Source organism: Paenibacillus sp. OV219 (assembly GCF_900110075.1).
In the GTDB taxonomy this organism is placed as follows: domain Bacteria; phylum Bacillota; class Bacilli; order Paenibacillales; family Paenibacillaceae; genus Paenibacillus_Z.
In genome coordinates, this window is the sequence record NZ_FOCJ01000001.1 from 608,046 (window position 1) to 634,438 (window position 26,393).

The following is a 26,393-nucleotide window of genomic DNA, read 5'->3' on the forward strand; positions in this document are numbered from 1 at the left end:
CATAGTTGTAGGATAGAGGGATCTGCTTCCAGTACATACAGCATTCGGGTTTTTTCGGCAGTATTCTTCAGCGATTCCGCTCAGAATGAACAGCTAGAGGGGCTCGGAGGTTGACGTAAAGGCTTGATAACAGGCATAATAATAGGAAAAACTCGGGCTACCCTATTATTTTTTACAGGGCATACATGACTTTAAGAATTGGGAAGTAAACCGCGCTACTTTAGGGGCGCGCTTTTCCGGAAAGGACATTCATGGGCATAGAGCAATTACTCGACAAAGCATCGACCTATTTGAAGGAACAAGATTTGACACGGATCAAGGAAGCTTACGAATTTGCCGATCAGGCCCATCACGGGCAAGTGCGCAAATCGGGAGAGCCGTATATCTTACATCCTGTCGCGGTTGCAGAAATTCTCGTTAACATGCAGATGGATGTGTTGTCGATTATTGCTGCACTACTTCATGATGTCGTGGAAGATACAACTGTTCCGCTCGAAGAGGTTCGGTCCCGGTTCGGAGATGCTTGCGCTGCTGTCGTCGATGGCCTGACCAAGCTGGAGAAGATCAAATTCCGCTCCAAGGAAGAGCAGCAGAACGAGAACTATCGCAAAATGTTCGTCGCGATGGCGCAGGACATACGTGTTATTCTCATTAAGCTTGCAGACCGCCTTCATAATATGCGGACACTTAAATATCAATCGGAAGAAGCCCAGCGTCGTGTCGCTTATGAGACGCTCGAGATTTTCTGCCCCATTGCCCACCGACTCGGTATGTCGGCAATCAAGTGGGAGATGGAGGACATCGCGCTTCGTTACTTGAATCCGCAGCAGTACTATCGGATTGCCAACCTCATGAAGAAGAAGCGGGCAGAACGGGAGCAGTACATTACCGATGTCATTGGCCGGATTCGCGAGAAGCTTGAAGATATGGGCATCGAAGGTGACATTTCGGGCCGACCTAAGCACATTTACAGCATCTATAAGAAGATGACCGCACGCAGCAAGCAGTTTAACGAGATTTATGATTTGCTTGCGATTCGGATCATCGTTGACGGTATAAAAGATTGTTACGCTACGCTTGGCATCATCCATACGCTATGGAAACCGATGCCGGGCAGGTTCAAAGACTATATCGCTATGCCAAAAGCGAACATGTACCAGTCGCTCCACACGACCGTCATTGGACCTACTGGGGAGCCGACGGAGGTTCAAATCCGCACATGGGAAATGCACCGCACTTCGGAGTTCGGTATCGCGGCGCACTGGGCGTACAAGGAAGGCGGCGTTGTGCCAGCTGGTTCCTTCGAGGACAAAATGACATTGTTCCGCGAAATTATCGAGCTGCAGAACGATGCAAGCGACGCATCGGAGTTCGTGGAATCGCTCAAGATGGATTTCTTCTCGGATCTTGTATTCGTCTTCACGCCGAAGGGAGAAGTGTTCGAGCTGCCTGCAGGGTCGGTTCCGCTTGATTTTGCCTATCGTGTCCATACCGAAGTCGGCAACCGGACCATCGGCTCGAAGGTGAATGGCCGTATCGTTCCGCTAGATTACAAGCTCAAGACCGGCGATATCGTGGAGATTCTGACATCGAAGCATTCGTACGGTCCTAGCCAGGACTGGGTCAAGATTGCCCAATCTTCACATGCGCGCAACAAGATCAAGCAGTGGTTCAAGAAGGAGAAACGCGAAGAGAACGTGCTCAAGGGGCGCGATCTAATCGAGCGCGAGCTCAAGCGACTCGGACTCGAGCCGCCGAGCTTTATGTCGGATTCGCAGCTTCAAGAGGCGGCGCTTAAATTTACGTTTAATGATATTGATGACATGTTGTCTGCAGTCGGCTTTGGTGGCATCACGGCGGCTCAGATCTGTACGAAGCTAACGGAGAAAATGCGCCGTGAAGCCGAGGAAGCGAATCAGATCGAGCTGACGAACGAGATGAAGGAAGTGAAGTCAGCGCCTGCGCACCAGCGCAAATCGCGTCCAACGCATGGCGTTGTCGTCAAAGGCGTCGATAATCTGCTCGTTCGGTTTGCACGTTGCTGTAACCCTGTTCCAGGTGATGTGATCGTCGGCTACATTACGCGCGGCCGCGGTGTCTCCGTTCACCGGATGGATTGCCTCAATCTGACTTCAAGCGCAGAGGGCGAAGAAGCTGCTCGTATGATTGAAGTCGAGTGGGAGCAGTCTGTTGAAGCGAATTATAGCGTCGACATTGAAATTACGGGACATGATCGTCCAGGCTTGCTCAATGAAGTGCTGCAGGCTGTATCGGAGAGCAAAACGAATATTTCTGCGGTATCTGGCCGTTCGGACAAGAATAAATTGGCGATGATTCATATGACCGTGCTCATCCGCAACATTGAACATTTGGGAGCTGTTGTGGAGCGCATCAAACGGGTGAAGGATATTTATTCTGTTCAGCGGATTATGCAGTAGAAGGGGAATTCATCAGGCATGAAAGTAGTTGTACAACGAAGCAAAGGAGCTTCCGTCGTCATAAGTGGCGAAACGGTTGGCTCCATTGATAAAGGGCTTGTCTTGCTCGTGGGTATTACTCATGAGGATAAAGAAGCAGATATGAAGTGGATGGCAGAAAAAATTGCAGGACTTCGGATTTTCGAAGATGAGTCGGGCAAAATGAATCTGTCGGTGCAGGATATGGGCGGAGCTATCCTTTCCGTATCCCAATTTACACTTTACGGTGATTGCCGTAATGGCAGACGTCCGAATTTCATGGCGGCTGCTCGTCCGGAGCAGGCTGAGCCATTGTACGAAGCGTTCAATGCTGCTCTTCGCAGTACGGGATTGACCGTTGAGACAGGAAGATTCGGTGCGGATATGGACGTATCGTTGACGAACTGGGGACCGGTTACTTTGATTGTAGATTCAAAGACATAAGCAGAGTGGCGGTAAGCTCGGCTCTGATATGTGTTAGAAATGGGCAAAGCGGGCAAAACTAGAAACCTATACGCATGCAAGCTGGTTGTGTGCAAAAGGTGGAGGGATACTCGCAATGCATCAATCGCGTAAAGAGCAAGGGTATGAGCGCATGTCGCGCAGAATACTTCATGCAGACCGCCGCGAGGCGCTGATTTTCTCAGAGCTTGAAGAGGATATTGAGGCTGCTGCTGAGTGGGGCAGCGCTATGCCAAAGCGTGATCCAAAAGGAGAGCGCGGATAATATTGGCACGTTGCAGTCGAAAGATAGGGAATGGACAAGAAATCGCTTTATTTTTTGTAATATAACTGTAACTTGATTTCAATCTTTCTCTAACATGGTCGGCCTATAATAATAGGCGACCCCCTTTTTTGAATATATTACTTTGATGGACCTACAACTTGTTTGTAGGTCCTTTTTCTTTTCTTTGCACTTAAACTAACTTCTCCCGCGATTAAATGCGGGCCCCCAGGTTACCGTGGAGTGCAACGACACCTGGTAACCAATCCCCGCGCCAAAAGTAAAGCGGGTCCCGCAAGGGACGTAAAGCGAGCCAAGCACGGAATATCCACAATGCGCCTCACTCTCAGAACTCGTTCCCATGGTCCCGCAAGGGACACCAGGTCGCTAAACAACGCCAATCGTTAAGCGTGTCCCGCGAGGGACGAAAGCGAGCACCAGCACCAGTTCCAACTCGCGAGCGCTTCTCTGCAGCACCAACGTCCCCTCGTTCCGGGTGTCCAGAGGGTTGGTAAACCCTTGGGGTCCCCCTGATGAGGGGGATTTAGGGGGTCATCCCCTTGACTTGACTTGCGCCAATGAGTACAATAGAAGTTATATTGTGTCGATTCGTTGAAAGGACCGCTTCGTTCTACCCGCACCTACTCAGAGAGGGATTCCATGGCTGCAAGAATCCTTGGCGTGCATGAGCGAACAGACCTCCTGGAGGACATACGGTGAACCTGCATGTGCTGCCTCGCGGCGCTGCTCATTAGCTGTATTGCGTAGTCGGGCGTTAACCGAGTAAAGCGAATCAGTGACGACTTTTGATGTCAGATGTCATTGCTTCGGAATGTGGGTGGTACCACGGTAGCTTCGTACTTTACAAGCTCTCGTCCCTTTGCCTTATTTGAGGCGGAGGCGCGGGGGCTTTTTATGTATCCATTATGTTAAGGGGGTATGGACATGGGGTTTCAGAAGCCTCCGGGCACGCAGGACTTCCTGCCAGGCTCGGTAGAGAAATGGCAATTTGTCGAGAGCAAAGCGCGTGATATTTGCCGACGCTTTAACTTCCGTGAAATTCGGACGCCAATGTTTGAAATGACTGAGCTGTATAAGCGCGGTGTTGGCGAGACGACAGACATCGTTGAGAAGGAGATGTATACCTTCACCGACCGCGGAGACCGCAGCCTTACGCTGCGTCCGGAAGGAACGGCAGGAGCGGTTCGCGCTTATGTCGAGAACAAGCTGTATGGCGAACCTGATCTGACAAAACTGTACTATATCGGACCGATGTTCCGCTATGAGCGCCAGCAAGCTGGCCGTTACAGACAGTTCCACCAATTCGGCATAGAAGCGCTTGGAGCCGTTGATCCGGCACTCGATGCAGAAGTGATTGCTCTTGGCTACACGTTCTACAGCGAAGTGGGTCTGAAGGATGTACGCGTGGAGATCAATTCTGTCGGTACGCCTACAGTTCGCGCCGCTTTCCGCGAGCGTCTGCTTGAGTTCCTAACGCCAATGCGCGAAGTGCTTTGCAAAGACTGCCAATCACGTATGGAGCGCAATCCGCTACGTGTGCTCGATTGTAAGACGGACCAACATCATTTTGAAGGAGCGCCTTCGATTCTGGACAGCTTGGATGACGAATGCCGTACGCACTTTGAGGCGCTGCAGCAGCACCTTACAGGCATGAACATTCCATACTCCATCAATCCACGTCTCGTTCGCGGCCTTGATTATTACACGCACACAGCTTTCGAGTACAAAGCAGAAGGCATTGGTGCGATTGATACAATTGGTGGCGGAGGTCGTTACAATGGTCTTGTTGCAGATATCGGCGGACCAGACCAGCCGGGCGTCGGACTTGGTCTTGGCTTAGAGCGTACTGTAATGCTGCTTGAGAGCCAAGGCGCGCAGCTCGATAATCTGCACCAGGTCGATGTATACATGGTTGCACTCGGTGAAGCAGCTGACCGCGAAATAACGCGTCTGCTGCATGGCTTGCGTCTTCGCGGAGTGTCCGCTGAGCGTGATTACCAAGGCCGTAAGATGAAGGCGCAGATGAAATCTGCTGACCGTCTGCAAGTGCGCTTCACAGCAATTCTCGGCGATGATGAGCTTGAGCGCGGTGAAATTGCACTGAAGAACATGGCGACTGGTGAGCAGAAATTCGTAAAGCTCGATAAGATCGCAGACGAGATTTTGAGCTAACACAGTCACCACCACAATAGATGCTTTTTTCATACCCATAATAAAAGGAGCGAGTAACAATCATGATGTTAAAAACACACGCTTGTGGAACACTTACGAAAGCGGAAGTAGGCCAAACGGTTACACTAAACGGCTGGGTTCAGCGTCGTCGCGACCTTGGCGGCGTTCTCTTTATCGACCTGCGCGACCGTACAGGCATTGTACAAATCGTATTCAACCCGGACTTCTCCGGTGATGCGCTTGCTATCGCTGACCGCGCCCGCAATGAGTTCGTGCTTGCCGTTCGCGGTCAAGTCGTAGAACGTGATGCTGCAACAGTTAACAGCAACATCGCTACAGGCGAGATTGAAATTCGCGTTACGGAAATCGAGATCATGAACGCAGCGAAGACGCCTCCGTTCCCGATCGAAGACGGCGTTGAAGTGGATGAGTCTCTTCGCCTGAAATATCGCTATCTTGACCTTCGCCGTCCAGAGATGCAGAAGACGTTGCTTCTTCGTTCGAAGGCTGCGAAAGTATTCCGTGACTATCTTGACGGTCAAGGCTTCATCGATGTAGAAACACCGATCTTGACGAAGAGCACGCCGGAAGGCGCGCGCGACTATCTCGTACCGAGCCGTGTGCATCCAGGCGAATTCTTCGCACTGCCGCAATCGCCGCAAATCTTCAAACAATTGCTCATGGTGAGCGGACTTGAGCGCTACTACCAGATCGCTCGTTGCTTCCGTGACGAAGACCTTCGTGCTGACCGTCAGCCAGAGTTCACGCAAGTCGACATTGAGACGTCGTTCCTGTCTCAGGACCAATTGCTCGACATTATGGAAGAGCTTGTTGTGAAGCTGTTCCGTGAAACGGTCGGCGTTGAAATTCCACGTCCGTTCCAACGTATTACGCATGCAGATGCAATGAACAAGTATGGTTCCGACAAACCAGATCTTCGTTTCGGCATGGAAATGGAAGATATTACTGACATCGTTTCAAACAGTGACGTGAAAGTATTTGCATCCGTAGCAGCAAGCGGTGGCGTAGTAAAAGTGCTCAACGCTAAAGGCTGTGCGAGCTGGAGCCGTAAAGAGCTTGACGACCTGCAGCCGTTCGCTGCACGCTATGGCGGTAAAGGCCTTGCTTGGGTAACGGTAAAAGAAGGCGAATGGCGCGGTCCAATCGTGAAATTCTTCAAGCCAGAAGAGATCGAAGCAATGACAGCGCGTCTTGGCGTTGAAGAAGGGGACTTGCTTCTATTCTCCGCAGACAAGAAGAAGGTCGTAGCAGATGTTCTCGGCAACTTGCGTCTGAAGATCGGCAAGCAGCTTGGTCTGATTGACGAGTCCAAATTCAAGCTGGAGTGGGTAGTTGACTTCCCACTGCTTGGTTACGATGAAGAGGCAAAACGTTTCGTTGCGGAGCACCATCCGTTCACGCGTCCGAACGACGACGACGTTGCCCTGTTCGAGACAGATCCAGGCGCTATCCGCGCGCAAGCATATGACCTTGTTCTGAACGGCTACGAAGTAGGCGGCGGCTCGATGCGTATCTACAAGCGTGATGTACAAGAGTTGATGTTCAAAGCGCTTGGCTTCTCGATGGAAGAAGCTTACGAGAAGTTCGGCTTCCTGCTTGATGCGTTTGACTATGGTACGCCTCCGCACGGCGGCTTCGCATTCGGCTTTGACCGTCTTGTCATGCTGCTGGCTGGCCGCACTAACTTGCGTGAAACCATTGCATTCCCTAAGACGGCAAGCGCAACAGACTTGTTGACAGATGCTCCGTCCGAGGTGGATATTGCCCAGCTGCAACAGCTGCATATCCGTACGATCCAGAAGCCTGCGAAGCAGCCTGAAACAGCTGCTGCAGCCGCAGCTGCGCAAGAGAATTAATCCATTCACCGGCTTTCGCCCGCGGTATTAGCGGCGGAAGCCGGATTCTTTTGACACTAAAAATAAGTAAGAGGTGTATTTCATGCTGCACCAGTTTTCACGTACGGAGCTAGCGATCGGCCCGGAGGGGCTTGAGATCATGAAAGGCGCAACCGTTGCGGTGCTCGGCATCGGCGGCGTTGGCGCCATAGCAGCTGAGGCGCTTGCGCGTACAGGCGTAGGACGCATCATTCTGATCGACAAGGACGTTGTCGACATTACGAACATTAACCGCCAGATTCACGCGCTCACCACGACAGTGGGGCAGCCGAAGGCGGACTTGATGCGCGACCGCATCAAGTTGATAAACCCGGACTGCGAGGCGATATCGCTGCGCATGTTTTACACGGAAGAGACATACGAGAAGCTGTTCGAGTACGAGCTGGATTACGTGCTTGATGCCTCGGATACGATTTCGTACAAAGTCCATCTGATTAAACAGTGTTTGGAGCGGAAGATTCCGATCATCTCAAGCATGGGTGCCGCGAACAAAATGGATCCAACTAAGTTCCAGGTAGCGGACATTTCCAAGACGTCGATGGACCCGATTGCCCGCGTCGTACGCCAGAAGCTGCGTAAGGACGGCATTAAGAAGGGTGTTAAGGTGGTCTTCTCGACGGAGGAGCCTATGAAGCCACGCGTTGACGTCACGCAACGTATCGTTCCGGATAACGCGCCAGAGATTCGGAAGGCGCAGCAGCCGCCGTCAAGCAATGCATTCGTACCACCAGTCGCTGGACTCATTATGGTCAGCGTTGCTGTGAAAGATTTGCTCGCGCAAGGGGGACAACCAGTATGAACGCAGAACTCGTAAACAAGCTGCGCTTTTCGTTAGATATGCGCGCAGTCGTTATGGAAGTACCAGAGCCAGAGCTGCTTGAGGAGCTAGGCTTGGAAAAGAGCGGTAAGGTGGATGAAATGGACAGCGGCACGTTTGATTTTGTCATGCTGTTCGTCAAAGACATCGCGAGCTTGAATGAGCATGCGCCAAAAGCGCTCAAAGCGGTTAAGAAGGATGGCTTACTCTGGATTTGCTATCCGAAAGGCACATCCAAGATGAGGACAGACATTAATCGTGACCGTGGCTGGAGAGTGGTTAAGGATGAGGGCTGGGAAGGCGTGTCGCTTGTTTCGATCAACGAAACATGGTCTGCTATGCGTTTCCGTCCGGTTGGCGTAGCTCAGACAAGTGCTAGAGCGAGCCGTGCTGCTGACCTGAGCCGCAGAACAGAGCCAGTCTCCAAAGAGATCGTCGTTCCAGACGATGTGCAAGCAGCGCTTGCATCCTATCCGGAAGCGGAGGCATTCTTCGCGCAGCTCGCGACTTCACATCGCAAAGAATATATTCGTTGGATAAACGAAGCGAAACAGGAAGTAACACGGGTGAAACGGATCATGGAGATGACCGAGAAGCTATCTAACAAGCTGAAACGTCCTTCGGACAAGCCGGTCACTAAATAAATATTTACGAAAACCGCTTCGGTGTTTACAGTCAGGCAACTGCTGTAGGCGCTGCTAGCGGTTTTTTGTGCTTTTTCGGAGGGAACTTGTTTACCTAGTGATAAAGTTTTGTCCCATTCAACAAAAGTTGCCTTTGACAAACTTTTTTGGTGGTGTACAATGAAAATAGGAAACAATGGTTTCACACATGCATATTTGTAGGATGTAGCTTTTGCGCATAATAGGACGGTACGACGTTCATAAGAGGTGAAAGATCATGAGTGAACAATCGACTCCACTCGCACATGAGAACAGTGGCTGGCGTTATCCAAGGAAGCAGAATACATTGCCCGAAGTTTATCGCTCAATGAAGATCCCGAAATCAGCTTCCTGGTTTCGCAAGTTTCTCGCTTTTGCTGGACCTGGCTATTTGGTAGCGGTCGGCTACATGGATCCGGGCAACTGGGCAACGGACTTAGCTGGCGGTTCCAAATTCGGTTATACGCTGCTTGCGGTAATCTTGCTCTCCAACCTGATGGCGATTCTGCTGCAGGCACTCGCAGGCAAGCTCGGTATCGTGACAGGGCGGGACTTGGCGCAAGCCTGCCGAGATCATTACACCAAGCCAGTAGCGATGGGGCTGTGGGTGATGTGTGAAATCGCAATAGCAGCCTGCGATCTAGCGGAAGTAATTGGGTCGGCTATTGCGCTCAACTTATTGTTCGGTATACCGCTTATAGCCGGAGTTGCCATAACCGTGCTCGATGTGCTCCTCGTGCTATTGCTGCAGAATAAAGGGTTCCGGTATATCGAAGCACTCGTTATCGTGCTCATTGTCACAATTGGCGGTTGTTTCTTGATCGAGATTTTCTGGTCACAGCCTGAGATCGGTGCTGTAATGAAAGGTTTTATTCCAAGTAGTCAGATTATTACGAATCCGGAAATGCTCTACATTGCCATCGGTATCCTCGGTGCGACAGTTATGCCGCACAATTTATATTTGCACTCATCGATCGTGCAGACTCGGCAATTTGAACAAACAGCACTTGGCAAGCGCCAAGCGATTAAATACTCAACATGGGATTCGACGATTGCGTTATTTTTTGCACTTTTTATAAACGCTGCTATTCTCATTATCTCCGCAGCAACTTTCCATACGACGGGCCATACTGATGTAGCGGATATTGGAGAGGCATATGGCCTGCTGTCGCCGATGCTTGGCACAGCAGCAGCAAGTGTATTGTTCGGTGTTGCACTACTGGCATCCGGGCAGAACTCGACACTGACAGGTACGCTCGCAGGTCAGATCGTCATGGAAGGGTTCCTGAACCTCCGTGTCGCACCATGGCTCAGAAGGCTCATTACGCGGCTGATTGCGATTATTCCAGCGGTCATCGTTACATGGCTGTATGGCGCAAACGGAACGATGCAGCTGCTTATCCTGAGCCAAGTCATCTTGTCGCTTCAGCTGTCTTTCGCAGTCATACCGCTTGTGAAGTTTACAAGCGATAAGAAGAAGATGGGCGAGTTCGTTAATAAGCCTTGGATGAAGTGGTTGTCATGGACAGTTGCGATTGTGATCGCAGGACTGAATCTCTATTTGCTGTACCAGACGTTTAATGGATAATTTCATAAAAATGTGGCTAGGCGATGATAGGGCATTTCTCGGGTCTCGAGAAGTGCCCTTCTTGTTGTCTTCACACTTCATAGCGAACATTTGTGCTTGTGTGCTATTATAGATGGGTGAAAAGGATGTGTTTAAACGAATGGATCTGTTTACATATCAGAACGAAGAAGAGGCGTCTCGGGCCAAGCTGCTAGCTGACCGGATGCGACCTCAAACAATAGATGAATATATTGGGCAGACAGATATTGTGGGTCCAGGAAAGCTGCTAAGGCGGGCAATTGAAGCCGATCAGGTGTCTTCCATCCTGCTGTACGGCCCTCCTGGTTGTGGCAAAACAACACTTGCACATATTATTTCGATGCGGACGCAAGGGGAGTTTGTGAAGCTGAATGCTGTTGAGGCATCGGTAAAAGATGTCCGTGAAGTGATTGACCGCGCGAGAATGACCAAATCAATGTACGGCCGTAAAACGATTCTTTTCCTTGATGAGGTGCATCGCTTCAACTCATCACGGCAAGATGCACTGCTGCCGGCGGTTGAGCAGGGCATTATTATCTTCATTGGTGCTACGACTGAAAATCCGTTCCACTACGTGAATGGGGCTTTGCTGTCACGTTCCACGCTATTCCAGCTTGAATCTCTGACGCGCGAAGATGCGCTGACGGCCATGCAGCGTGCGCTTGCTAACAAGGAGCGGGGCCTTGGCTTCATGGACCTCCATGTGGAGGAAGCGGCGCTACAGCATATCGCTAGCATGGCTGGTGGCGATATTCGGCGTGCGCTTAACGCGATTGAGCTTGCGGCAGTGACGACTCCGTCGCAGCCGGACGGCTCTATCATCGTAACGCTTGAGGTAGCAGAAGAGTCCATCCGTAAGCCGACCATCCGTGCGGATGAATCGACTCAGTACGATGTGTTGTCTGCATTCCATAAGAGCGTACGTGGCTCGAGCGATGCGGCGCTGTTCTGGTTTCTCTATGCCGTCGAGAAGCTCGGCATGGACCCCATGACATTCGTTAGACGGCTAATCGTCGCGTGCAGCGAAGATATTGGCCTTGCGAACCCGCAGGCAATGGTACAAGCGGTAACGGCAATGGACGCGTATCATAAGATTGGATGGCCGGAAGCGAAGTACAACATTACGCAAGCGATTCTGTTCGCTGTCGAAAGTCCGAAGTCGAATGCTGCCGCAATTGCGATCGGCAATGTGATGAACACGATGGAGCAGATTGGTTCTGCGGAAGTGCCGCTGCATTTGCGGGACACGCATTACAGTGGGGCACAGCGGCTTGGCCACGTTGGCTACAAATATCCGCATGATTACCCTGGGCATTATGTGGAACAGCAGTATTTGCCGGATCGAATCGCGAAGAAGAAGTTCTATCAAGCGACGAATCAAGGCATGGAAGACAAGATTCGACAAAACCAAGAACGGCGTAAATAGTGATAAATTCCGCTCATAACTGCTTAAACGATAGCAGGAGCTAGAAAATGGCGCATAAAGGCCGACCTTTACGGAATAAACATTACTAAAACCCGAATTTGAGCCAGAAGGTGGGATGACGGCGTTTGACGTAAAGTTAATCCATCGACTAATCTAGTATTATAACATTTCTTTATAATTTTCAATCCCCGAAGGAGGTGCACCTGTTCGTCGTGAGCGTAGTTAACGTCAGCTGCGGGCGGCAAACAGGGAATCGTTGAGTAGTGACCCGTTACCCTTATTTTTAAGTCTTTTATTAATTGTAGTGCTCGTCTTTCTAAACGGATTTTTCGTTGCAGCTGAGTTTGCGATGGTTAAGGTGAGAAGCAGCCGGATCGATACGCTCGTCCTGGACGGCAATCGCCGCGCAAGTTTTGCTTCGCGGCTTACCAACAATTTGGACGCTTACTTGTCAGCCTGTCAGCTCGGAATTACGCTTGCTTCGCTTGGTCTTGGTTGGGTTGGTGAACCAGCGATCGGGCACATTATTGAGCCCTTGCTCAAAAGTCTTCACCTCGGCGAAGTTGCCGTGTCTACAGTATCCTTTGTACTTGCATTCTCGATTATTACGATATTGCACATCGTTCTTGGCGAATTGGCGCCGAAGACGTATGCTATTCGTAAGGCTGAGCCTGTCACGCTATGGACGGCGATTCCGCTTATCGCATTCCACAAGCTGATGTACCCGTTCATCTTCTTGCTGAACGGAACGGCAAACTGGTTGCTGAAGCGTATTGGCATTGAGCCAGCAGCTGAGCATGAATCGGCGCATACCGAGGAAGAAATTCGGATCCTCATGAAAGAAAGCCATAAATCCGGACTAATTGATAATACTGAGCTTACGCTTGTCGATAATATATTTGATTTTGCGGAGACGCATGCGAGAGAGATTATGATTCCGCGGACAGAGATGATCTGTCTATATGCGAACCTATCGTTCGAGGAGAACCAAGCGATTGCGCTCAAGGAGATGCATACACGCTACCCGGTTTGTGACGGCGATAAAGATAACATCATCGGCTTCGTGCACATTAAAGATTTGCTCAAGGTTACTCAGCAGGGACTATCCGATTTCCGCATCATTACGCGTCCAATGACGACGGTGCCTGATTCGATGCATATTAGCGCACTGCTGAAGCTGATGCAGAAGAAGAAGACGCAGATCGCCATACTTATTGATGAATATGGTGGTACCTCTGGTCTTGTAACGCTGGAGGATATCATGGAAGAAATCGTCGGTGAAATTCAGGATGAATTCGATGAGGAACGCCCTGATATCGAGCCGCGCGAGGGCGATTCACATTCGATTAACGGCATGATGTTGATTGAGGAAGTGAACAGCTATTTTGGTCTCGAAATCGAGAGCGACGACTATGACACGATCGGCGGCTGGATGTACGCACAGATCGAGAACCCGCCTACGAAGGGCGAACGGGTCGTTCATCCGGACGGCATCGAATTTGTAATCGAAGAGACCGATCATCTGCGCATTTCACGTATCGTCATCCGTAAACAGACGGAGAACGAAGAGCTTGAGGATGAAGAGCTGCGAGCTGAAACGGGCTAATTGAAATAGGTGGCACTCGAACTTTGGTTCGGGTGCTTTTTTTTATAGCGCCGCTGCAGAGCTACATCATGAGCTCAACTTCCAAAAAAAAAAATACCCCACGTCATCCGACGAGGGGCTCCATAACTTTACTGATTCACAATATCAATTGTACCGCCGCCCAAGCATACATCGCCGTCATAGAAGACAACCGCTTGTCCAGGGGTGATCGCTTTCTGCAAGCTGTCGAAGACGACATCCGCTGTTGTGCCGTCAGCGCGCAGCGTAATTGTTACGCCTTGGTCTGGTTGGCGATAGCGGAACTTCGCCGTGCACTTCAATGGTCCTTCTGGCTTAACCGGTGAAATCCAGTTGATTCCAGTCGCTACGAGGCTGTGCGAATATAGGCTCGCATGCTTATCTCCTTGAACGACGTAGAGGATGTTCTCCTTCAGGTCTTTCGCAGTGACGAACCAAGGCTCGCCATTGCCAGAGCCGCCGATGCCAAGCCCTTGCCGCTGACCGAGTGTGTAATACATGAGTCCGTCGTGACGGCCTTTCGTCTCGCCAGTCTCGATATCGACCATTGCGCCAGGCTGTGCCGGCAGGTAGCCGCTCAGGAATTCCTTGAAGTTACGCTCGCCAATGAAGCATACGCCTGTACTGTCTTTTTTCTTAGCGGTGTAGAGTCCGAACTCCTCCGCGATTCGTCTAACCTCTGGCTTCGGCAGATGCCCGATTGGGAACATCGCTTTCGCGAGTTGGTCTTGACGCAGCGCGTGCAGGAAGTATGTCTGATCCTTGTTTGAATCTACGCCGCGCAGCAGCTTCGATTCACCGTCTGCCGTGCGCTCTAAGCGGGCATAATGACCAGTAGCTAAGTAATCCGCGCCAAGCTCAATCGCCTTATGCAAGAAATCGCCGAACTTAATTTCACGGTTGCACATAACATCCGGATTCGGTGTACGGCCATTACGGTACTCATCGAGAAAGTATGCGAACACCTTATCGAAATATTGTTTCTCGAAATTGACCGTATAGTAAGGAATGCCGATCTGGTCGCAGACGCGGCGTACGTCTTCTGCGTCCTCTTCAGCCGTACAGTGGCCGAATTGATCGGTGTCATCCCAGTTTTTCATGAAAATACCGATAACGTCATAGCCCTGCTGCTTAAGTAACAGCGCGGTAACAGATGAATCAACGCCGCCGGACATGCCGACAACGACACGAATTGAAGAATTGCTCATAACTAGTTAGACACCTTCCTTTAGTTCCGGCCCATCTTCCAAACTAACGCGAAGTAAGCCGCTTGCGTTTTTATATTGTAGCACATTTTGCAAATGATTTTCATGAAAACGCCATGTTTTCACAACATAAAACTCGTCTAATATGTTAACATAGATATGATATGGGAATACCATGGATTGTGATTTCTTGATTGCATCAGCCTTAAAATAGGATTAAGTTTTGCTTGGGAAGAGGTGCAGCAGTTGAAAATTTCTACTAAAGGCCGCTACGGTCTAACGATTATGATGGAGCTTGCAGGCAAATTCGGTGAAGGACCTACATCGCTTAAAAGTATAGCGGAACGTAATCATTTGTCGGAGCATTACTTGGAGCAGTTGATTGCCCCTTTGCGCAACGCAGGTCTTGTAAAGAGCATTCGCGGAGCATATGGCGGCTATATTTTGTCCAGAGAGCCAGTAGAAATTACTTCGGGCGACGTCATTCGAATTCTAGAAGGGCCAATCTCTCCGGTTGACTTCACTGAAGAAGATGATCCAGCCAAGCGCGATCTATGGCTTCGTATTCGCGACAGCATTGCGGAAGTGCTAGACTCGACGACACTTGCAGATCTCGTCTCGTTTAAGGAAGAGGGTCCGAAGGACTCCTACATGTTCTATATTTAAGGATGATGTGCGAATGGAACGGATTTATTATGATCATGCGGCTTCCACGCCGGTACACCCTGAAGTAGTGAGTGAAATGATGTCTGTCTACACGGGCACATTCGGCAATCCGTCCAGCACACATGCATATGGTCGCGGTTTACGACAGCTGCTAAATCGTGCGCGTGACATACTTGCATCGAGCATCGGTGCTACACCGGCAGAGATTGTGTTCACTGGAGGCGGAACCGAGAGCGACAACATGGCGCTGATTGGTGCGGCCAGAGCAGTTCGTAAACAACACGGCAAAACCCATATCATCACGTCTGCGACGGAGCATCACGCTATCCTTCACGCAAGTGAAGCGCTCGAAGAAGAGGGATTCCGCGTAACGATATTACCAGTGGACGAGCAAGGAATCGTATCGCCCGCTGATGTGGCAAACGCAATTGAAGCGGAAACCGCGATTATAAGCATCATGTATGTGAATAATGAGACCGGAACCATTCAGCCGATCCATGAGATTGGCGAACTGGCCCGGTCTCACGGTGTGCTCTTTCATGTTGATGCCGTACAAGCGCTAGGTACGCTTGCTATTGATCTTAAGCAGTTGCCTGTTGATCTTATGAGCTTCTCCGCCCATAAGATTAATGGGCCGCAAGGCGTTGGCGCACTCTTCGTGCGTAAAGGTATAACGCTCGAGCCATTCTCACACGGCGGTTCGCAAGAACGAAGTAGACGTGCGGGCACAGAGAATGTTGCCGGCATTGTCGGATTTGCGAAAGCAGTTGAACTTTCTGTGAAATCAATCGATGAACGGAAACTTTTGCTCAGTCAGCTTCGTCTTAAATGGATAGAGCGGATGATTGAAACGGTAGGAGCAGATCAGATTGCAATTAACGGTCATGATACGATGCAAGCGCCGCACATTCTAAACATGAGCTTTATCGGCATCAGCTCGGAGACGATGCTCATGAATCTGGATTTGGCCGGCGTTGCGGCATCTGGCGGATCGGCTTGCACATCAGGTGCGCTTGAACCCTCGTATGTGCTTAGTGCGATGGACGTTTCTATCGAAAGACAAGCATCTGCTGTACGATTTAGCTTCGGATTGGGAAATACTATGGAGGAACTCGAGCAGGCCGCAAAAAAAGTTGCAACTTTTATAGGCCGTGTTCGTACTAATGCCTAGGAGGCTTTCCTAATACGGTGCTAAGACTACAGCATGTGATCGGGCTTCCGGTCGTTGAGATGAGTGCCGGCAAGCAGGTCGGCCATGTGAAGGATGCATGGTTTGACGAACACTGGCAGCTCGGCGGAATTATTTTGGACGCCGGCAGACGATTCTTGACCGCAATGAAAGCAGTGCTCTGGAGTGAAGTGCTCGTCTGCGGATCGGATACCGTTATTATTATGAATACGGCATCTGTACGGAAGACGAAGCAAGCAGAAATTCAGCGTTCGTTCCATACTGGAATGATCCGTTTGAAAGATTTACCCGTCGTGACTACTGATGGTGAACAACTTGGCCGAGTATCCGATGTTTATTTTGATCAATTACAGGGTACACAAATAGTAGGCTATGAGTTGACTGATGGTTTTATAGCGGACATGATGGAAGGCCGTAAGTGGCTTCCGGTGCCGCGACTAACAGAGGAAGTCATGCTCGGAGAGAATGTCATAATTGTACCGGCCGGCAGCGAGGCATACCTTACCCCGGTCGCAGTTTCTGAGTCGGATATAGGGAGAAATGAACGATGAAATGCCCAAATTGCAGTTCCAAGGATATCGGTAAAATCGGATCGCACCAGTATTATTGCTGGGGCTGCTTCATTGAATTGACGGTGAATGGCGAGAAGATGTCTGTGTACCAGGTTGAAGAAGACGGTACGCTGAGCTCGCTGGACGATCTATTCTTTGAAGATGATATGCCGCAGGTGCATGCGAATTAATGCATCATAAGGAACAGTTAGACGACCTCTGGCGAGAGGTCGTCTTTTTTATGAACCTTGAGCGATATTGATCTATCACTTTAGGTTCTCTTTGCTTAAGGGGATGAAAACGACAGCCTGTACATATACTGTTAGTACGTTTGCTATTTTTTGCGCGTCCAAGGGAGGAGTCAGTGCCGTGGAACGCTTTACGAACAATCGTCTATTTGTATGGCTCGTCTATCTGATTCTTGGGCTGGTTGCCCTTTATTTGCTGCTGCTGCTGAAGCCGATTATCGTACATATTTATGTTTTTCTGCGCGCGGTATTTGCACCGTTCTTAATTGCAATGATTATTTCATATGTGCTCAATCCGATTGTCAGTCTGCTGAACGAACGCAGAGTACCTAGGACGATCGCGGTTCTGCTCATCTATGCGGTGTTCTGTGGGACGTTAACCGTCATACTGATGAACGCCATTCCGATGTTTCTGGAGCAGCTGCAGGAGCTGAATGAGCATATGCCGGATTTGACGATGAAGGCGCAGGGGATCGTGAATGACCTGAACAATTCATCGTTTCTGCCCGAGAGCATTCGCGGCGGGATTAACAAGTCGATATACAAGCTGGAGAAGCAGAGCTCAGACGCAATTTTCAGCTTCATTAATAACATCGGGGCGATGATCAACATCGTATTTATTGCGTTCATCATCCCGTTTCTGGCGTTCTATATATTGAAAGACTTCGAGGTGTTTGAGCGGACGCTGCTGACCTATGTGCCCAAATCGCATCGCAAGCATGCCGTCAGGCTGTTAAAAGATATCGACAATGCGCTTGGCAGCTACATTCGTGGTCAGTTTCTCGTCTGTGTCATTGTAGGCACACTCGCTTATGTAGGATATTTGATTATCGGTATGCCATATGCGCTGCTGCTCGCAAGTGTAGTAGCTGTGACGAACATTATCCCGTATCTAGGTCCGTTCTTCGGCGCAGCGCCTGCGCTTGTAATGGCCTCAACGGTTTCTGTCAAAATGATGCTGCTCGTCGTTGTCGTCAATACCGCCTGCCAAATCCTTGAGGGCAACATTATTTCGCCGCAAGTGGTGGGCAGAACGCTGCATATGCATCCACTGTCGATTATATTCGTGCTGCTCGTCGGTGGCGAGCTGGCCGGTATTGTTGGCATGATTCTAGCGGTTCCGATTTTCGCTGCGCTAAAGGTTATCATTCAGCATTTCTTCGCTTATTACGTTAGGCGAAAGACGGTTTGACATTGTATGCCTCTTATGGATATACTAATGGCAACTACGTCAACCGAATATCGAAATCGTAGATGAAACATAAAGTAAGTCATAGACCGCTGCCCAGAGATAGAATTTCTTCGTGTGTGCTGTAAGGCGCCCACGTCGGCTGTGAGAATTCTAACGGCGAAGGATGGCTGAAAGCTGGTTTCGGAGAGTGAATGAACTTCACCGGGTGGACCCGTTAACGTCTAACTAAGGAGATTGCTTTGCTAATCGCGGGTAGATGCGAATATGCATGCAATAACCAGGGTGGTACCGCGAATGATTCGTCCCTGTTTTTTAGGGGCGTTTTTTTTATTTTCTATTAAATTTTGGGGGTTGAACGATTATGAAAGCAAGTGAAATCCGTTCGAAGTGGCTCTCTTTCTTCGAGAGCAAAGGCCATAAAATTGAGCCGAGCGCTTCCTTAGTTCCGCATAATGATCCTTCATTGCTCTGGATTAACGCAGGTATGGCGCCGTTAAAGCCTTATTTTGACGGTCGTGTCATCCCTGACAATCCGCGTATTACGAACTCGCAGAAATGTATCCGTACAAATGATATCGAGAATGTCGGCAAGACTCGCCGTCACCAGACGATGTTTGAGATGCTCGGAAACTTCTCGATCGGCGATTATTTCAAAGAAGAAGTCATCACTTGGGCATGGGAGTTCCTGACTAGCCCACAATGGATTGGCTTCGATCCAGAACGTCTGTCCGTTACGGTTTATCCAGAGGACGAGGAAGCATTCCGCTATTGGAATGAGAAGATCGGCCTTCCTGCAGAGCGTATTTACCGCTTGGAGGAGAACTTCTGGGACATCGGCGAAGGCCCTTGCGGACCTTGTACGGAGATCTTCTATGACCGCGGCGATGCGTTCGGTGACCTGAATGATCCGGAATGCTGGCCTGGCGGAGAAAACGAACGGTTCCTTGAAGTATGGAACCTTGTATTTTCGCAATATAATCATAATAAGGACGGCAGCTACACGCCGCTGCCTAATAAGAATATCGATACAGGCGCAGGTCTTGAGCGTTTGACTTCGATTCTGCAAAATGTCGATTCAAACTTCGATACGGATCTGTTCCGTTCGATCATTGATCGTACTTGCCAAATCGCAAATGTAACGTACCACACCGATGCAGAGAACGACATCGCGCTGAAGGTCATTGCTGACCATATTCGTACGGTGGCATTCGCAGTTGGCGACGGCGTTATGCCTTCTAATGAAGGCCGCGGTTATGTTATCCGCCGCTTGCTCCGCCGCGCGGTTCGTTACGGCAAGACGCTTGGCGTTGATCGTCCGTTCCTGTTTGAGCTCGTTAGCGTGGTAGGCGAGATTATGGGCAGCCATTACCCAGAAGTTGTCGATAAGCGCGAATTCATCGAGAGAGTCATCCGTACCGAAGAAGAGCGTTTCCATGAGACACTTTCCGATGGTCTGGCGTTGCTCGGTGACTTGGTTAAAACAGCCCAAGCAGGCGGCATCACACAAATTAGCGGACCGGATGCATTCAAGCTATATGACACGTATGGCTTCCCATTCGATCTGACGGAAGACTTTGCTGCTGAGCAAGGAATGACTGTTGACCGTAATGGCTTTGACGTTTCGATGGAAGAGCAGCGTACTCGTGCGCGTGCAGCGCGCCAAGACACTGGCGGCATGAATGTTCAAGGCGGACCGCTTGCTGATTTCACGACGAAATCCGAATTTGTCGGTTACCAGGATCTGACGATTGAAGGCGCAACAGTCGTTGCGATCGTAAACGGTGATGCGCTTGATGATTCTGCTTCTGAAGGAAGTGACGTGCTTGTCATTCTTGATCGCACGACGTTCTACGCAGAGAGCGGCGGTCAAATCGGCGACAGCGGTACGATTACAGGCGAAGGCTTCACGCTCACAGTAGAAAATGTGACGAAAGCACCACATGGTCAGCCCGTACACCACGCTGTTGTCACGAGCGGAACTGTTAAAGTTGGTGACCAAGTACAAACAGCTGTATCGACGCAATCACGTGAAGATACAATCAAGAACCACACGGCAACGCACTTGCTTCACCGCGCTCTGAAAGATGTGCTCGGCGAGCATGTTAACCAAGCTGGTTCCCTCGTTGAGCCAGATCGTCTTCGCTTCGACTTCTCGCACTTCGGCAGCATTACGCCGGAAGAACTGACGGAGATCGAACGCCGCGTCAATCAGCAAATTTGGCTTGGCACTGCGCTTGAGATCGACTACAAGACGCTTTCGGAAGCGAAGGAAATGGGCGCAATGGCTCTATTCGGCGAGAAGTACGGCGATGTTGTCCGCGTTGTTCGTGTCGGTGGCTACAGCCTAGAGCTATGCGGCGGCTGCCACGTAGTGAACACTGCGCAGATCGGTCTGTTCAAGCTCGTCAGCGAGAGCGGCATCGGATCTGGCGTTCGCCGGATCGAAGCTGTAACTGGCCGTAACGCGTACCTGTATATGGAAGGTCAGCTGGATCAGCTGAAGCAAGCGGCTTCGCTGCTGAAGACGAACTTGAACGATGTGCCTAAGCGTATAGAAGCGCTACACGTCCAAGTGAAGGAGCTCGCTCGCGAGAACGAATCGCTGCAAGGCAAGCTGAGCCGGATCGAAGCGGGCTCGCTTGAATCTCAGGTGAAGGTCGTTAATGGCGTAACTGTGCTCGCTGCACAAGTAAATGCTCCGTCCATGGACGCGCTTCGCGGCATCGTGGATGAGCTGAAAGTGAAGCTGCAAGGCGCAGTTATCGTACTCGGTGCTGTTGCTGAAGACAAAGTTAACCTCGTCGCAGCAGTTGCTCCAGAGCTTGTGAAGCAAGGCTTCAACGCAGGAAAGATCGTCAAAGAAGCGGCTGCAGCATGCGGCGGCGGCGGCGGCGGACGCCCGGATATGGCGCAAGCAGGCGGGAAAGATCCGTCAAAACTGGGCGAAGCGCTCCAAATTGCCGAAGAACTGGTTCTCTCGCAGGCAAATGTGATATGATAGCAATATTAAACGGCTGTTAAGCGGCTTGGAAAGTGAGGTGCTGGCGATGAATTCAATGGACAAGACAATGAAATTTGACGTGAAGGCGGAAGGGCTGGAAGCTTCTTCGAAAGAAATTATGCTTACGGTGTATGATGCACTGCTTGAGAAGGATTACAATCCGATTAACCAGATTGTCGGTTATCTATTGTCCGGAGATCCCGCATACATTCCGCGGCATAACAATGCTCGAAGTTTAATTCGAAGGAAAGAACGAGACGAGCTCATTGAAGAGCTGGTACGTTCCTACTTAAGTCAGCACAGCAAATAATGAAGCTCATGGAAAAGAGGCACCAGGTCGTATGCGTCTGATGGGATTGGATTACGGCGACCGCCGAATTGGCGTAGCCGTCAGCGATGCATTCGGCTGGACCGCGCAAGGCGTCGGTGTCGTGGAGAAACGTCGCGACAACGGTGAGGTTGGAGTCATTGCCCAGCTTGTGAAGGAACACGAAGTTTCTGAGATTGTAGTCGGTCTGCCCAAGAACATGAATGGCACTATCGGGCCGCGTGGCGAAATTTGCATCGCATTCGCAGAGGATTTACAGCAGAAGCTAAATTTACCCGTACACCTTTGGGACGAACGGCTAACGACCGTGGCCGCAGAGCGCACATTGCTTGAGGCAGACGTTAGCCGTAAGAAGCGAAAGTTAGTGGTGGACAAAATGGCGGCAGCGCTAATTTTGCAAAATTATCTCGATTCTAAAACGAAAAGGTGAGGGTAACGATGACAAAGGACGACATGCAGTTTGAAGAGCCGGAAATCATCTACATTCCAGATGAAGATGGCAACGAAGAAGAATTCGAGGTAGTCATGAAGTTCGAAGTAGACGGCTCCGATCAGAAATATATGATGGTCGTGCCGCTTAATGTCGAAACAAGCGAAGAAGATGATGAGGATTCTGATGAGGTTTACGCCTTCCGTTATGAGGAAGACGGCGACGATCTGAAGCTCTACACCATCGAAGACGAAGAAGAGTGGAACATGGTTGAAGAAACGTTCAACACGCTTCTCGCTGAGATCGACGATAACGACTAACAGCCATCCGTGTGGTTGAAGGGAGCTCTAAACAGTGTCTGAAGTGAAAAGCATTTCCGTGCTGAAAGCGATTTATGGCACAGAAGTAGATTTGATTGGCGAAGAAGGGGCGGCAGAGCCGTTTCAAATCGTCGCTGAATTCCAGCTGGGTAATCACTCCTATGCCGGATTGCAGTCGCATGATATGCAGAAAGAAGATGAAGTCGCTTTCTTCCGAATTACGATTCAGGATGGCGCCGATCCGGAGCTGGAATCGATCGAGGATGACGAGGAATGGGAAGCCGTCGCTGAAGCATACGATGATTTGATGTTCGCAGGCGATGAACAGCCTTGATTAGCGATTCTCTTGCATTAAACCGGGGCGGATCCATAAAGTGAAAGCTCGGTTTTACTTATAGGAGTACGGAAGGGGCGGCTTATACCGCCCTTTTTCCGCGCTGATTCGGAAACGGAGGATACGTCGGTTGCACTCATCAGAAGAACAGTCAGCTCAATATCGCCCTGCAGGACCTAGGCGGGGACGCATAACTTTCTGGGTCATAACAACAATTATCGGCCTAATGGTTATTTCGGTAGGCAGTGTGTACTTGTATATTTGGAACGGTTTACGACCTGCATCTTCCGGGGACGCCGTTCAAGTAGAACTCAAGAAGGGTGCTTCACCGTTCGAGTTCGCTGAAGTGCTTAAAGAGCAGGGCGTTATTCGCAATGCATTTATTTTTAAATATTACTTACGCTATAAGCATGAAGGTCCGAAGTTCCAAGCGGGCGTTTATGAACTTAAGCCTGGCATGACGAAGGAAGAAATTATCGCTAAGCTCAATGCTGGCGAGACGAAAAAGGAAGAAACCATTCGCTTTACGATTCCGGAAGGCTTCACTGTAGAGCAGATTGCGGATACGTTAAGTAAAGCGGGTTATGTCGATAAAGCAGCATTCATCGCACTTACTGATAAGGATCAAGTATGGAGCGATGTGGATGAAGTGAAGAATATACCGAAGGATGCTAAGCTGCGCCACCGGCTTGAAGGGTATCTGTTCCCGGAGACGTACGAGATGGTGAAGAGCAGTAAGCCTGAAGATATTATTACGCGCATGCTGCAGGAGCTCGATCATAAGCTCGATACGCTCCCTGACAATTGGGAAGAATCACTCACCGAGCATGATATTTCTATGCACGAAATGCTGACGATCGCTTCACTTGTGGAGCGGGAAGTGGTCATTGACGAAGAGCGTCCGATAGTGGCTGGTATTATCTATAACCGGCTGAAGAAAGGGATGCCGCTGCAGATCGACGCAACGGTGCAATACTTGCTTGATAAGCAGAAGGAGCGATTGCTTCTGACTGATCTGGATGTGGACAGCCCTTACAACACGTATAAGGTGAAAGGATTGCCGCCAGGTCCAATCGCATCGCCGAGCATCAAATCGATTGACGCAGCTCTGTTCCCGAAACAAACCGATTATTATTACTACGTGACGAAGAAAGATGGCAGTCATGAGCATCTCTTCGCCGAAACGCTTAAAGAGCATAATCGCAATATTGAGAAAAGCAATGAAACGGCAAAGCAATAGGAGGACTTACCATGGCAACAAAACCGGAGCTGCTCATTGATGCAGCATCCCTTGCCGACATGGAGCGGTTAATTACAGCGGGCGCGAATGCGATCGTTGTTGGTGAATCGCGCTATGGCATGCGGCTCCCGGGAGAATTTGATTTGGCGATGATTGCGGAAGCAGTGAATCTCGCGCATTCGCGAGGAGCCAATGTCTATGCAGCAGTGAATAACGTAATGGACAACGCTACGGTCGATTCGCTTCCGGGCTACATTCGCGGCTTGGCAGAAGCTGGCGTACACGGAATTATTTTCGGAGATCCCGCTGTATTGATGATAGCGCGGACGGAAGCGCCAGATATGAAATTGCACTGGAATGCAGAGATGACGTCGACAAACTATGCGACCGCCAATTATTGGGGCCGCCGAGGTGCGACAAGAGTGATTCTCGCGCGTGAGCTGAATATGGATCAAGTACTTGATGTGAAGGCGAATACGGAGATGGAGGTTCAAGTTCAAGTCCATGGCTTGACGAATATCTATCATTCCAAACGTCCGCTTGTGCACAATTACTTCGATCACCAGGCGAAGGATAGCGAAGTTCTACAAGATGTGCCCATTAATGGAACCATTGAGAATGGTTTGTATTTGGTGGAAACCGAGCGTCCGGACGAACGCTACCCGATCTATGAGGATGCGAACGGTACGCACATTATGAGCTCCGACGATCTCTGCATGATCGAGAACTTGCATGAGCTAATGGAAGTTAATATGGATAGCTTTCGGATCGAAGGCCTGCTAAAATCAATAGCATATAACGAAGCTGTCGTACGTGCATATCGCGCTGTTATTGATGCTTATTATGCGGATCCGGAAGGCTACGCATTTAATGAAGAATGGCTCGATTCCATCCGAGAATTGCAAGATCCGGCACGTGAATTGTCGTACGGATTCTTCTATAAGGAACAGGTTTACTAATTGTCACCGAAGGAAGTGGAGGTGAAGCTGGTGACTTCAACAACGAAAGTATCTCCCCGTTACACGGGAAAAAGAAACCGACTGGATAAGCCGGAGCTGCTGGCACCTGCTGGAAATTTAGAAAAATTAAAATTTGCCGTTCATTATGGAGCGGATGCGGTTTATATCGGCGGGCAGAAGTACGGTCTGCGTTCCAATGCCGATAACTTCAGCTTCGCTGAGATGAAGGAAGGCGTAGAGTTTGCGGAGAAATACGGCGCTAAAGTATTCGTCGCAACGAACATCTATGCTCACAATGAGGATATCGCGGGGCTTGAAGAATACTTGCGCGAGCTAGAGAATGCTGGCATCGCGGCGATTATTGCTGCAGATCCGATTATCATCGAAACGGCGCAGCGCGTAGCGCCTAAGATGGAAGTTCACCTTAGCACACAGCAATCGACGATGAACTGGCAAGCGGTCAAGTTCTGGAAGGACGAAGGCCTACCGCGTGTCGTATTGGCGCGTGAAGTGAGCTTGGAAGAAATTCAAGAAATTAAAGAACACGTCAATATTGAGATCGAAGCGTTCATTCATGGCGCAATGTGCTCTTCCTACTCTGGACGCTGCGTATTGTCGAACCATTTTACAGATCGTGACTCAAATCGTGGGGGCTGCTGCCAGTCGTGCCGTTGGAAGTACGATATTTACGAGGATGACCTTCAAATGGTCGGCATGGACGCAGATAAATTCACGATGGGATCCAAGGATCTCTGTATGCTTGAGAGCATCCCGGATCTGATTGATGTTGGTGTGGACAGCTTCAAGATTGAAGGCCGAATGAAGAGTCTTCATTATGTAGCGACAGTTGTCAATGCATATCGTCAAGCTATTGATTCGTATATGGCTGATCCAGAGAACTATGTGCTGAAGCAAGTATGGCTGGATGATATTCAGAAGGCGGCTAACCGTCCGGTGAATACCGGCTTCTTCTACGATACGCCAGGTGCAGAAGATCATATTTATGTACCAGAAGATAAGGCTACGCCTTATGACTTCGCAGGCGTTGTTATCTCGTACGATGAGTCGACAGGTCATGCGGTTATTCAGCAGCGTAACCATTTCAAGCCTGGTCAAGAGGTAGAATTCTTCGGTCCGAACGGGACGTTCTTTAAGCAGGTAGTCGGCGAAATTAAAGACGAGAGCGGTAATGTACTTGACGCAGCAAGACATCCGTTACAATATATCGTCATGAAGACCGAACAACCGGTTAAGCCTATGGACATGATGCGGAAGAAAGTGCGTTAATGTACACCATAAGTCTAAT

24 protein-coding genes are annotated in these 26,393 nt (G+C 49.9%); 23 read left to right on the forward strand and 1 reads right to left on the reverse strand.

Going from position 1 to position 26,393, the window contains the following annotated elements:
- Window positions 1-251: 251 nt before the first annotated feature.
- The 10 genes from BMY11_RS02580 (at window position 252) to BMY11_RS02620 (ending at window position 13,406) form a co-directional block, all read left to right on the forward strand.
- Window positions 252-2,438 (forward strand): RelA/SpoT family protein, encoded by a 2,187-nt coding sequence (locus BMY11_RS02580; RefSeq protein WP_090572898.1) that lies wholly within the window; start codon window positions 252-254, stop codon window positions 2,436-2,438.
- Window positions 2,439-2,456: 18 nt separating this feature from the next.
- A complete protein-coding gene (dtd, locus tag BMY11_RS02585; protein ID WP_090572899.1) occupies window positions 2,457-2,900 on the forward strand; it encodes a D-aminoacyl-tRNA deacylase in 444 nt (147 codons plus the stop codon).
- A 115-nt stretch (window positions 2,901-3,015) separates the two neighbouring features.
- Window positions 3,016-3,183, forward strand: coding sequence for a hypothetical protein (locus BMY11_RS28690; protein WP_177182465.1), 168 nt, complete (start codon window positions 3,016-3,018; stop codon window positions 3,181-3,183).
- 942 nt (window positions 3,184-4,125) lie between these two features.
- On the forward strand, window positions 4,126-5,373 hold the full coding sequence (gene hisS, locus BMY11_RS02590; RefSeq protein ID WP_090572900.1) for a histidine--tRNA ligase: 1,248 nt from the start codon (window positions 4,126-4,128) through the stop codon (window positions 5,371-5,373).
- Window positions 5,374-5,435: 62 nt separating this feature from the next.
- Entirely contained in the window at window positions 5,436-7,250 is a 1,815-nt protein-coding gene (gene aspS / locus BMY11_RS02595) for an aspartate--tRNA ligase (RefSeq protein ID WP_090572901.1), read from the forward strand.
- 82 nt (window positions 7,251-7,332) lie between these two features.
- Window positions 7,333-8,088: a tRNA threonylcarbamoyladenosine dehydratase gene (locus BMY11_RS02600; protein WP_090572902.1), complete on the forward strand. Its 756-nt coding sequence runs from the start codon at window positions 7,333-7,335 to the stop codon at window positions 8,086-8,088.
- Entirely contained in the window at window positions 8,085-8,750 is a 666-nt protein-coding gene (locus BMY11_RS02605; RefSeq protein WP_090572903.1) for a YdeI/OmpD-associated family protein, read from the forward strand. Before BMY11_RS02600 ends, BMY11_RS02605 begins: the two co-directional genes overlap by 4 nt.
- Before the next feature lie 256 nt (window positions 8,751-9,006).
- On the forward strand, window positions 9,007-10,356 hold the full coding sequence (locus BMY11_RS02610; protein WP_090572904.1) for an Nramp family divalent metal transporter: 1,350 nt from the start codon (window positions 9,007-9,009) through the stop codon (window positions 10,354-10,356).
- A gap of 139 nt (window positions 10,357-10,495) precedes the next feature.
- Entirely contained in the window at window positions 10,496-11,800 is a 1,305-nt protein-coding gene (locus tag BMY11_RS02615; RefSeq protein ID WP_090572905.1) for a replication-associated recombination protein A, read from the forward strand.
- 256 nt (window positions 11,801-12,056) lie between these two features.
- A complete protein-coding gene (locus tag BMY11_RS02620) occupies window positions 12,057-13,406 on the forward strand; it encodes a hemolysin family protein (RefSeq protein ID WP_090572906.1) in 1,350 nt (449 codons plus the stop codon).
- A 128-nt stretch (window positions 13,407-13,534) separates the two neighbouring features.
- On the opposite strand, the gene mnmA is transcribed toward BMY11_RS02620, so the two are convergent.
- Complete coding sequence (gene mnmA, locus BMY11_RS02625; protein WP_090572907.1) at window positions 13,535-14,632, reverse strand: tRNA 2-thiouridine(34) synthase MnmA; 1,098 nt, start codon at window positions 14,630-14,632, stop codon at window positions 13,535-13,537.
- Between the two features lie 243 nt (window positions 14,633-14,875).
- Between mnmA and cymR the strand changes: the two genes are divergently transcribed.
- From cymR to BMY11_RS02690, 13 genes are all read left to right on the forward strand, one after another.
- Window positions 14,876-15,295: a cysteine metabolism transcriptional regulator CymR gene (gene cymR / locus BMY11_RS02630; RefSeq protein ID WP_090572908.1), complete on the forward strand. Its 420-nt coding sequence runs from the start codon at window positions 14,876-14,878 to the stop codon at window positions 15,293-15,295.
- A gap of 13 nt (window positions 15,296-15,308) precedes the next feature.
- Window positions 15,309-16,466, forward strand: a complete 1,158-nt coding sequence (locus BMY11_RS02635; protein ID WP_090572909.1) for a cysteine desulfurase family protein — start codon at window positions 15,309-15,311, stop codon at window positions 16,464-16,466.
- Between the two features lie 17 nt (window positions 16,467-16,483).
- On the forward strand, window positions 16,484-17,035 hold the full coding sequence (locus BMY11_RS02640; protein WP_090572910.1) for a PRC-barrel domain-containing protein: 552 nt from the start codon (window positions 16,484-16,486) through the stop codon (window positions 17,033-17,035).
- On the forward strand, window positions 17,032-17,226 hold the full coding sequence (locus tag BMY11_RS02645; RefSeq protein ID WP_090572911.1) for a hypothetical protein: 195 nt from the start codon (window positions 17,032-17,034) through the stop codon (window positions 17,224-17,226). The genes BMY11_RS02640 and BMY11_RS02645 overlap by 4 nt, the downstream gene beginning before the upstream one ends.
- Window positions 17,227-17,404: 178 nt before the next feature.
- Window positions 17,405-18,475 (forward strand): AI-2E family transporter, encoded by a 1,071-nt coding sequence (locus tag BMY11_RS02650; RefSeq protein WP_090572912.1) that lies wholly within the window; start codon window positions 17,405-17,407, stop codon window positions 18,473-18,475.
- Window positions 18,476-18,836: 361 nt separating this feature from the next.
- Entirely contained in the window at window positions 18,837-21,473 is a 2,637-nt protein-coding gene (gene alaS, locus BMY11_RS02655; protein ID WP_090572913.1) for an alanine--tRNA ligase, read from the forward strand.
- Between the two features lie 49 nt (window positions 21,474-21,522).
- Window positions 21,523-21,786, forward strand: a complete 264-nt coding sequence (locus BMY11_RS02660) for an IreB family regulatory phosphoprotein (RefSeq protein WP_090572914.1) — start codon at window positions 21,523-21,525, stop codon at window positions 21,784-21,786.
- A gap of 31 nt (window positions 21,787-21,817) precedes the next feature.
- Window positions 21,818-22,234: a Holliday junction resolvase RuvX gene (gene ruvX, locus BMY11_RS02665; RefSeq protein WP_090572915.1), complete on the forward strand. Its 417-nt coding sequence runs from the start codon at window positions 21,818-21,820 to the stop codon at window positions 22,232-22,234.
- Window positions 22,235-22,242: 8 nt separating this feature from the next.
- Window positions 22,243-22,554 (forward strand): DUF1292 domain-containing protein, encoded by a 312-nt coding sequence (locus BMY11_RS02670; protein WP_090572916.1) that lies wholly within the window; start codon window positions 22,243-22,245, stop codon window positions 22,552-22,554.
- Window positions 22,555-22,588: 34 nt separating this feature from the next.
- Window positions 22,589-22,888: a DUF1292 domain-containing protein gene (locus BMY11_RS02675; RefSeq protein ID WP_256217271.1), complete on the forward strand. Its 300-nt coding sequence runs from the start codon at window positions 22,589-22,591 to the stop codon at window positions 22,886-22,888.
- Window positions 22,889-23,018: 130 nt separating this feature from the next.
- Window positions 23,019-24,128 (forward strand): endolytic transglycosylase MltG, encoded by a 1,110-nt coding sequence (gene mltG, locus BMY11_RS02680; RefSeq protein ID WP_256217272.1) that lies wholly within the window; start codon window positions 23,019-23,021, stop codon window positions 24,126-24,128.
- Window positions 24,129-24,139: 11 nt separating this feature from the next.
- Complete coding sequence (locus tag BMY11_RS02685) at window positions 24,140-25,087, forward strand: peptidase U32 family protein (RefSeq protein ID WP_090572917.1); 948 nt, start codon at window positions 24,140-24,142, stop codon at window positions 25,085-25,087.
- 30 nt (window positions 25,088-25,117) lie between these two features.
- Entirely contained in the window at window positions 25,118-26,374 is a 1,257-nt protein-coding gene (locus BMY11_RS02690; RefSeq protein WP_090573501.1) for a peptidase U32 family protein, read from the forward strand.
- Window positions 26,375-26,393 lie beyond the last annotated feature (19 nt).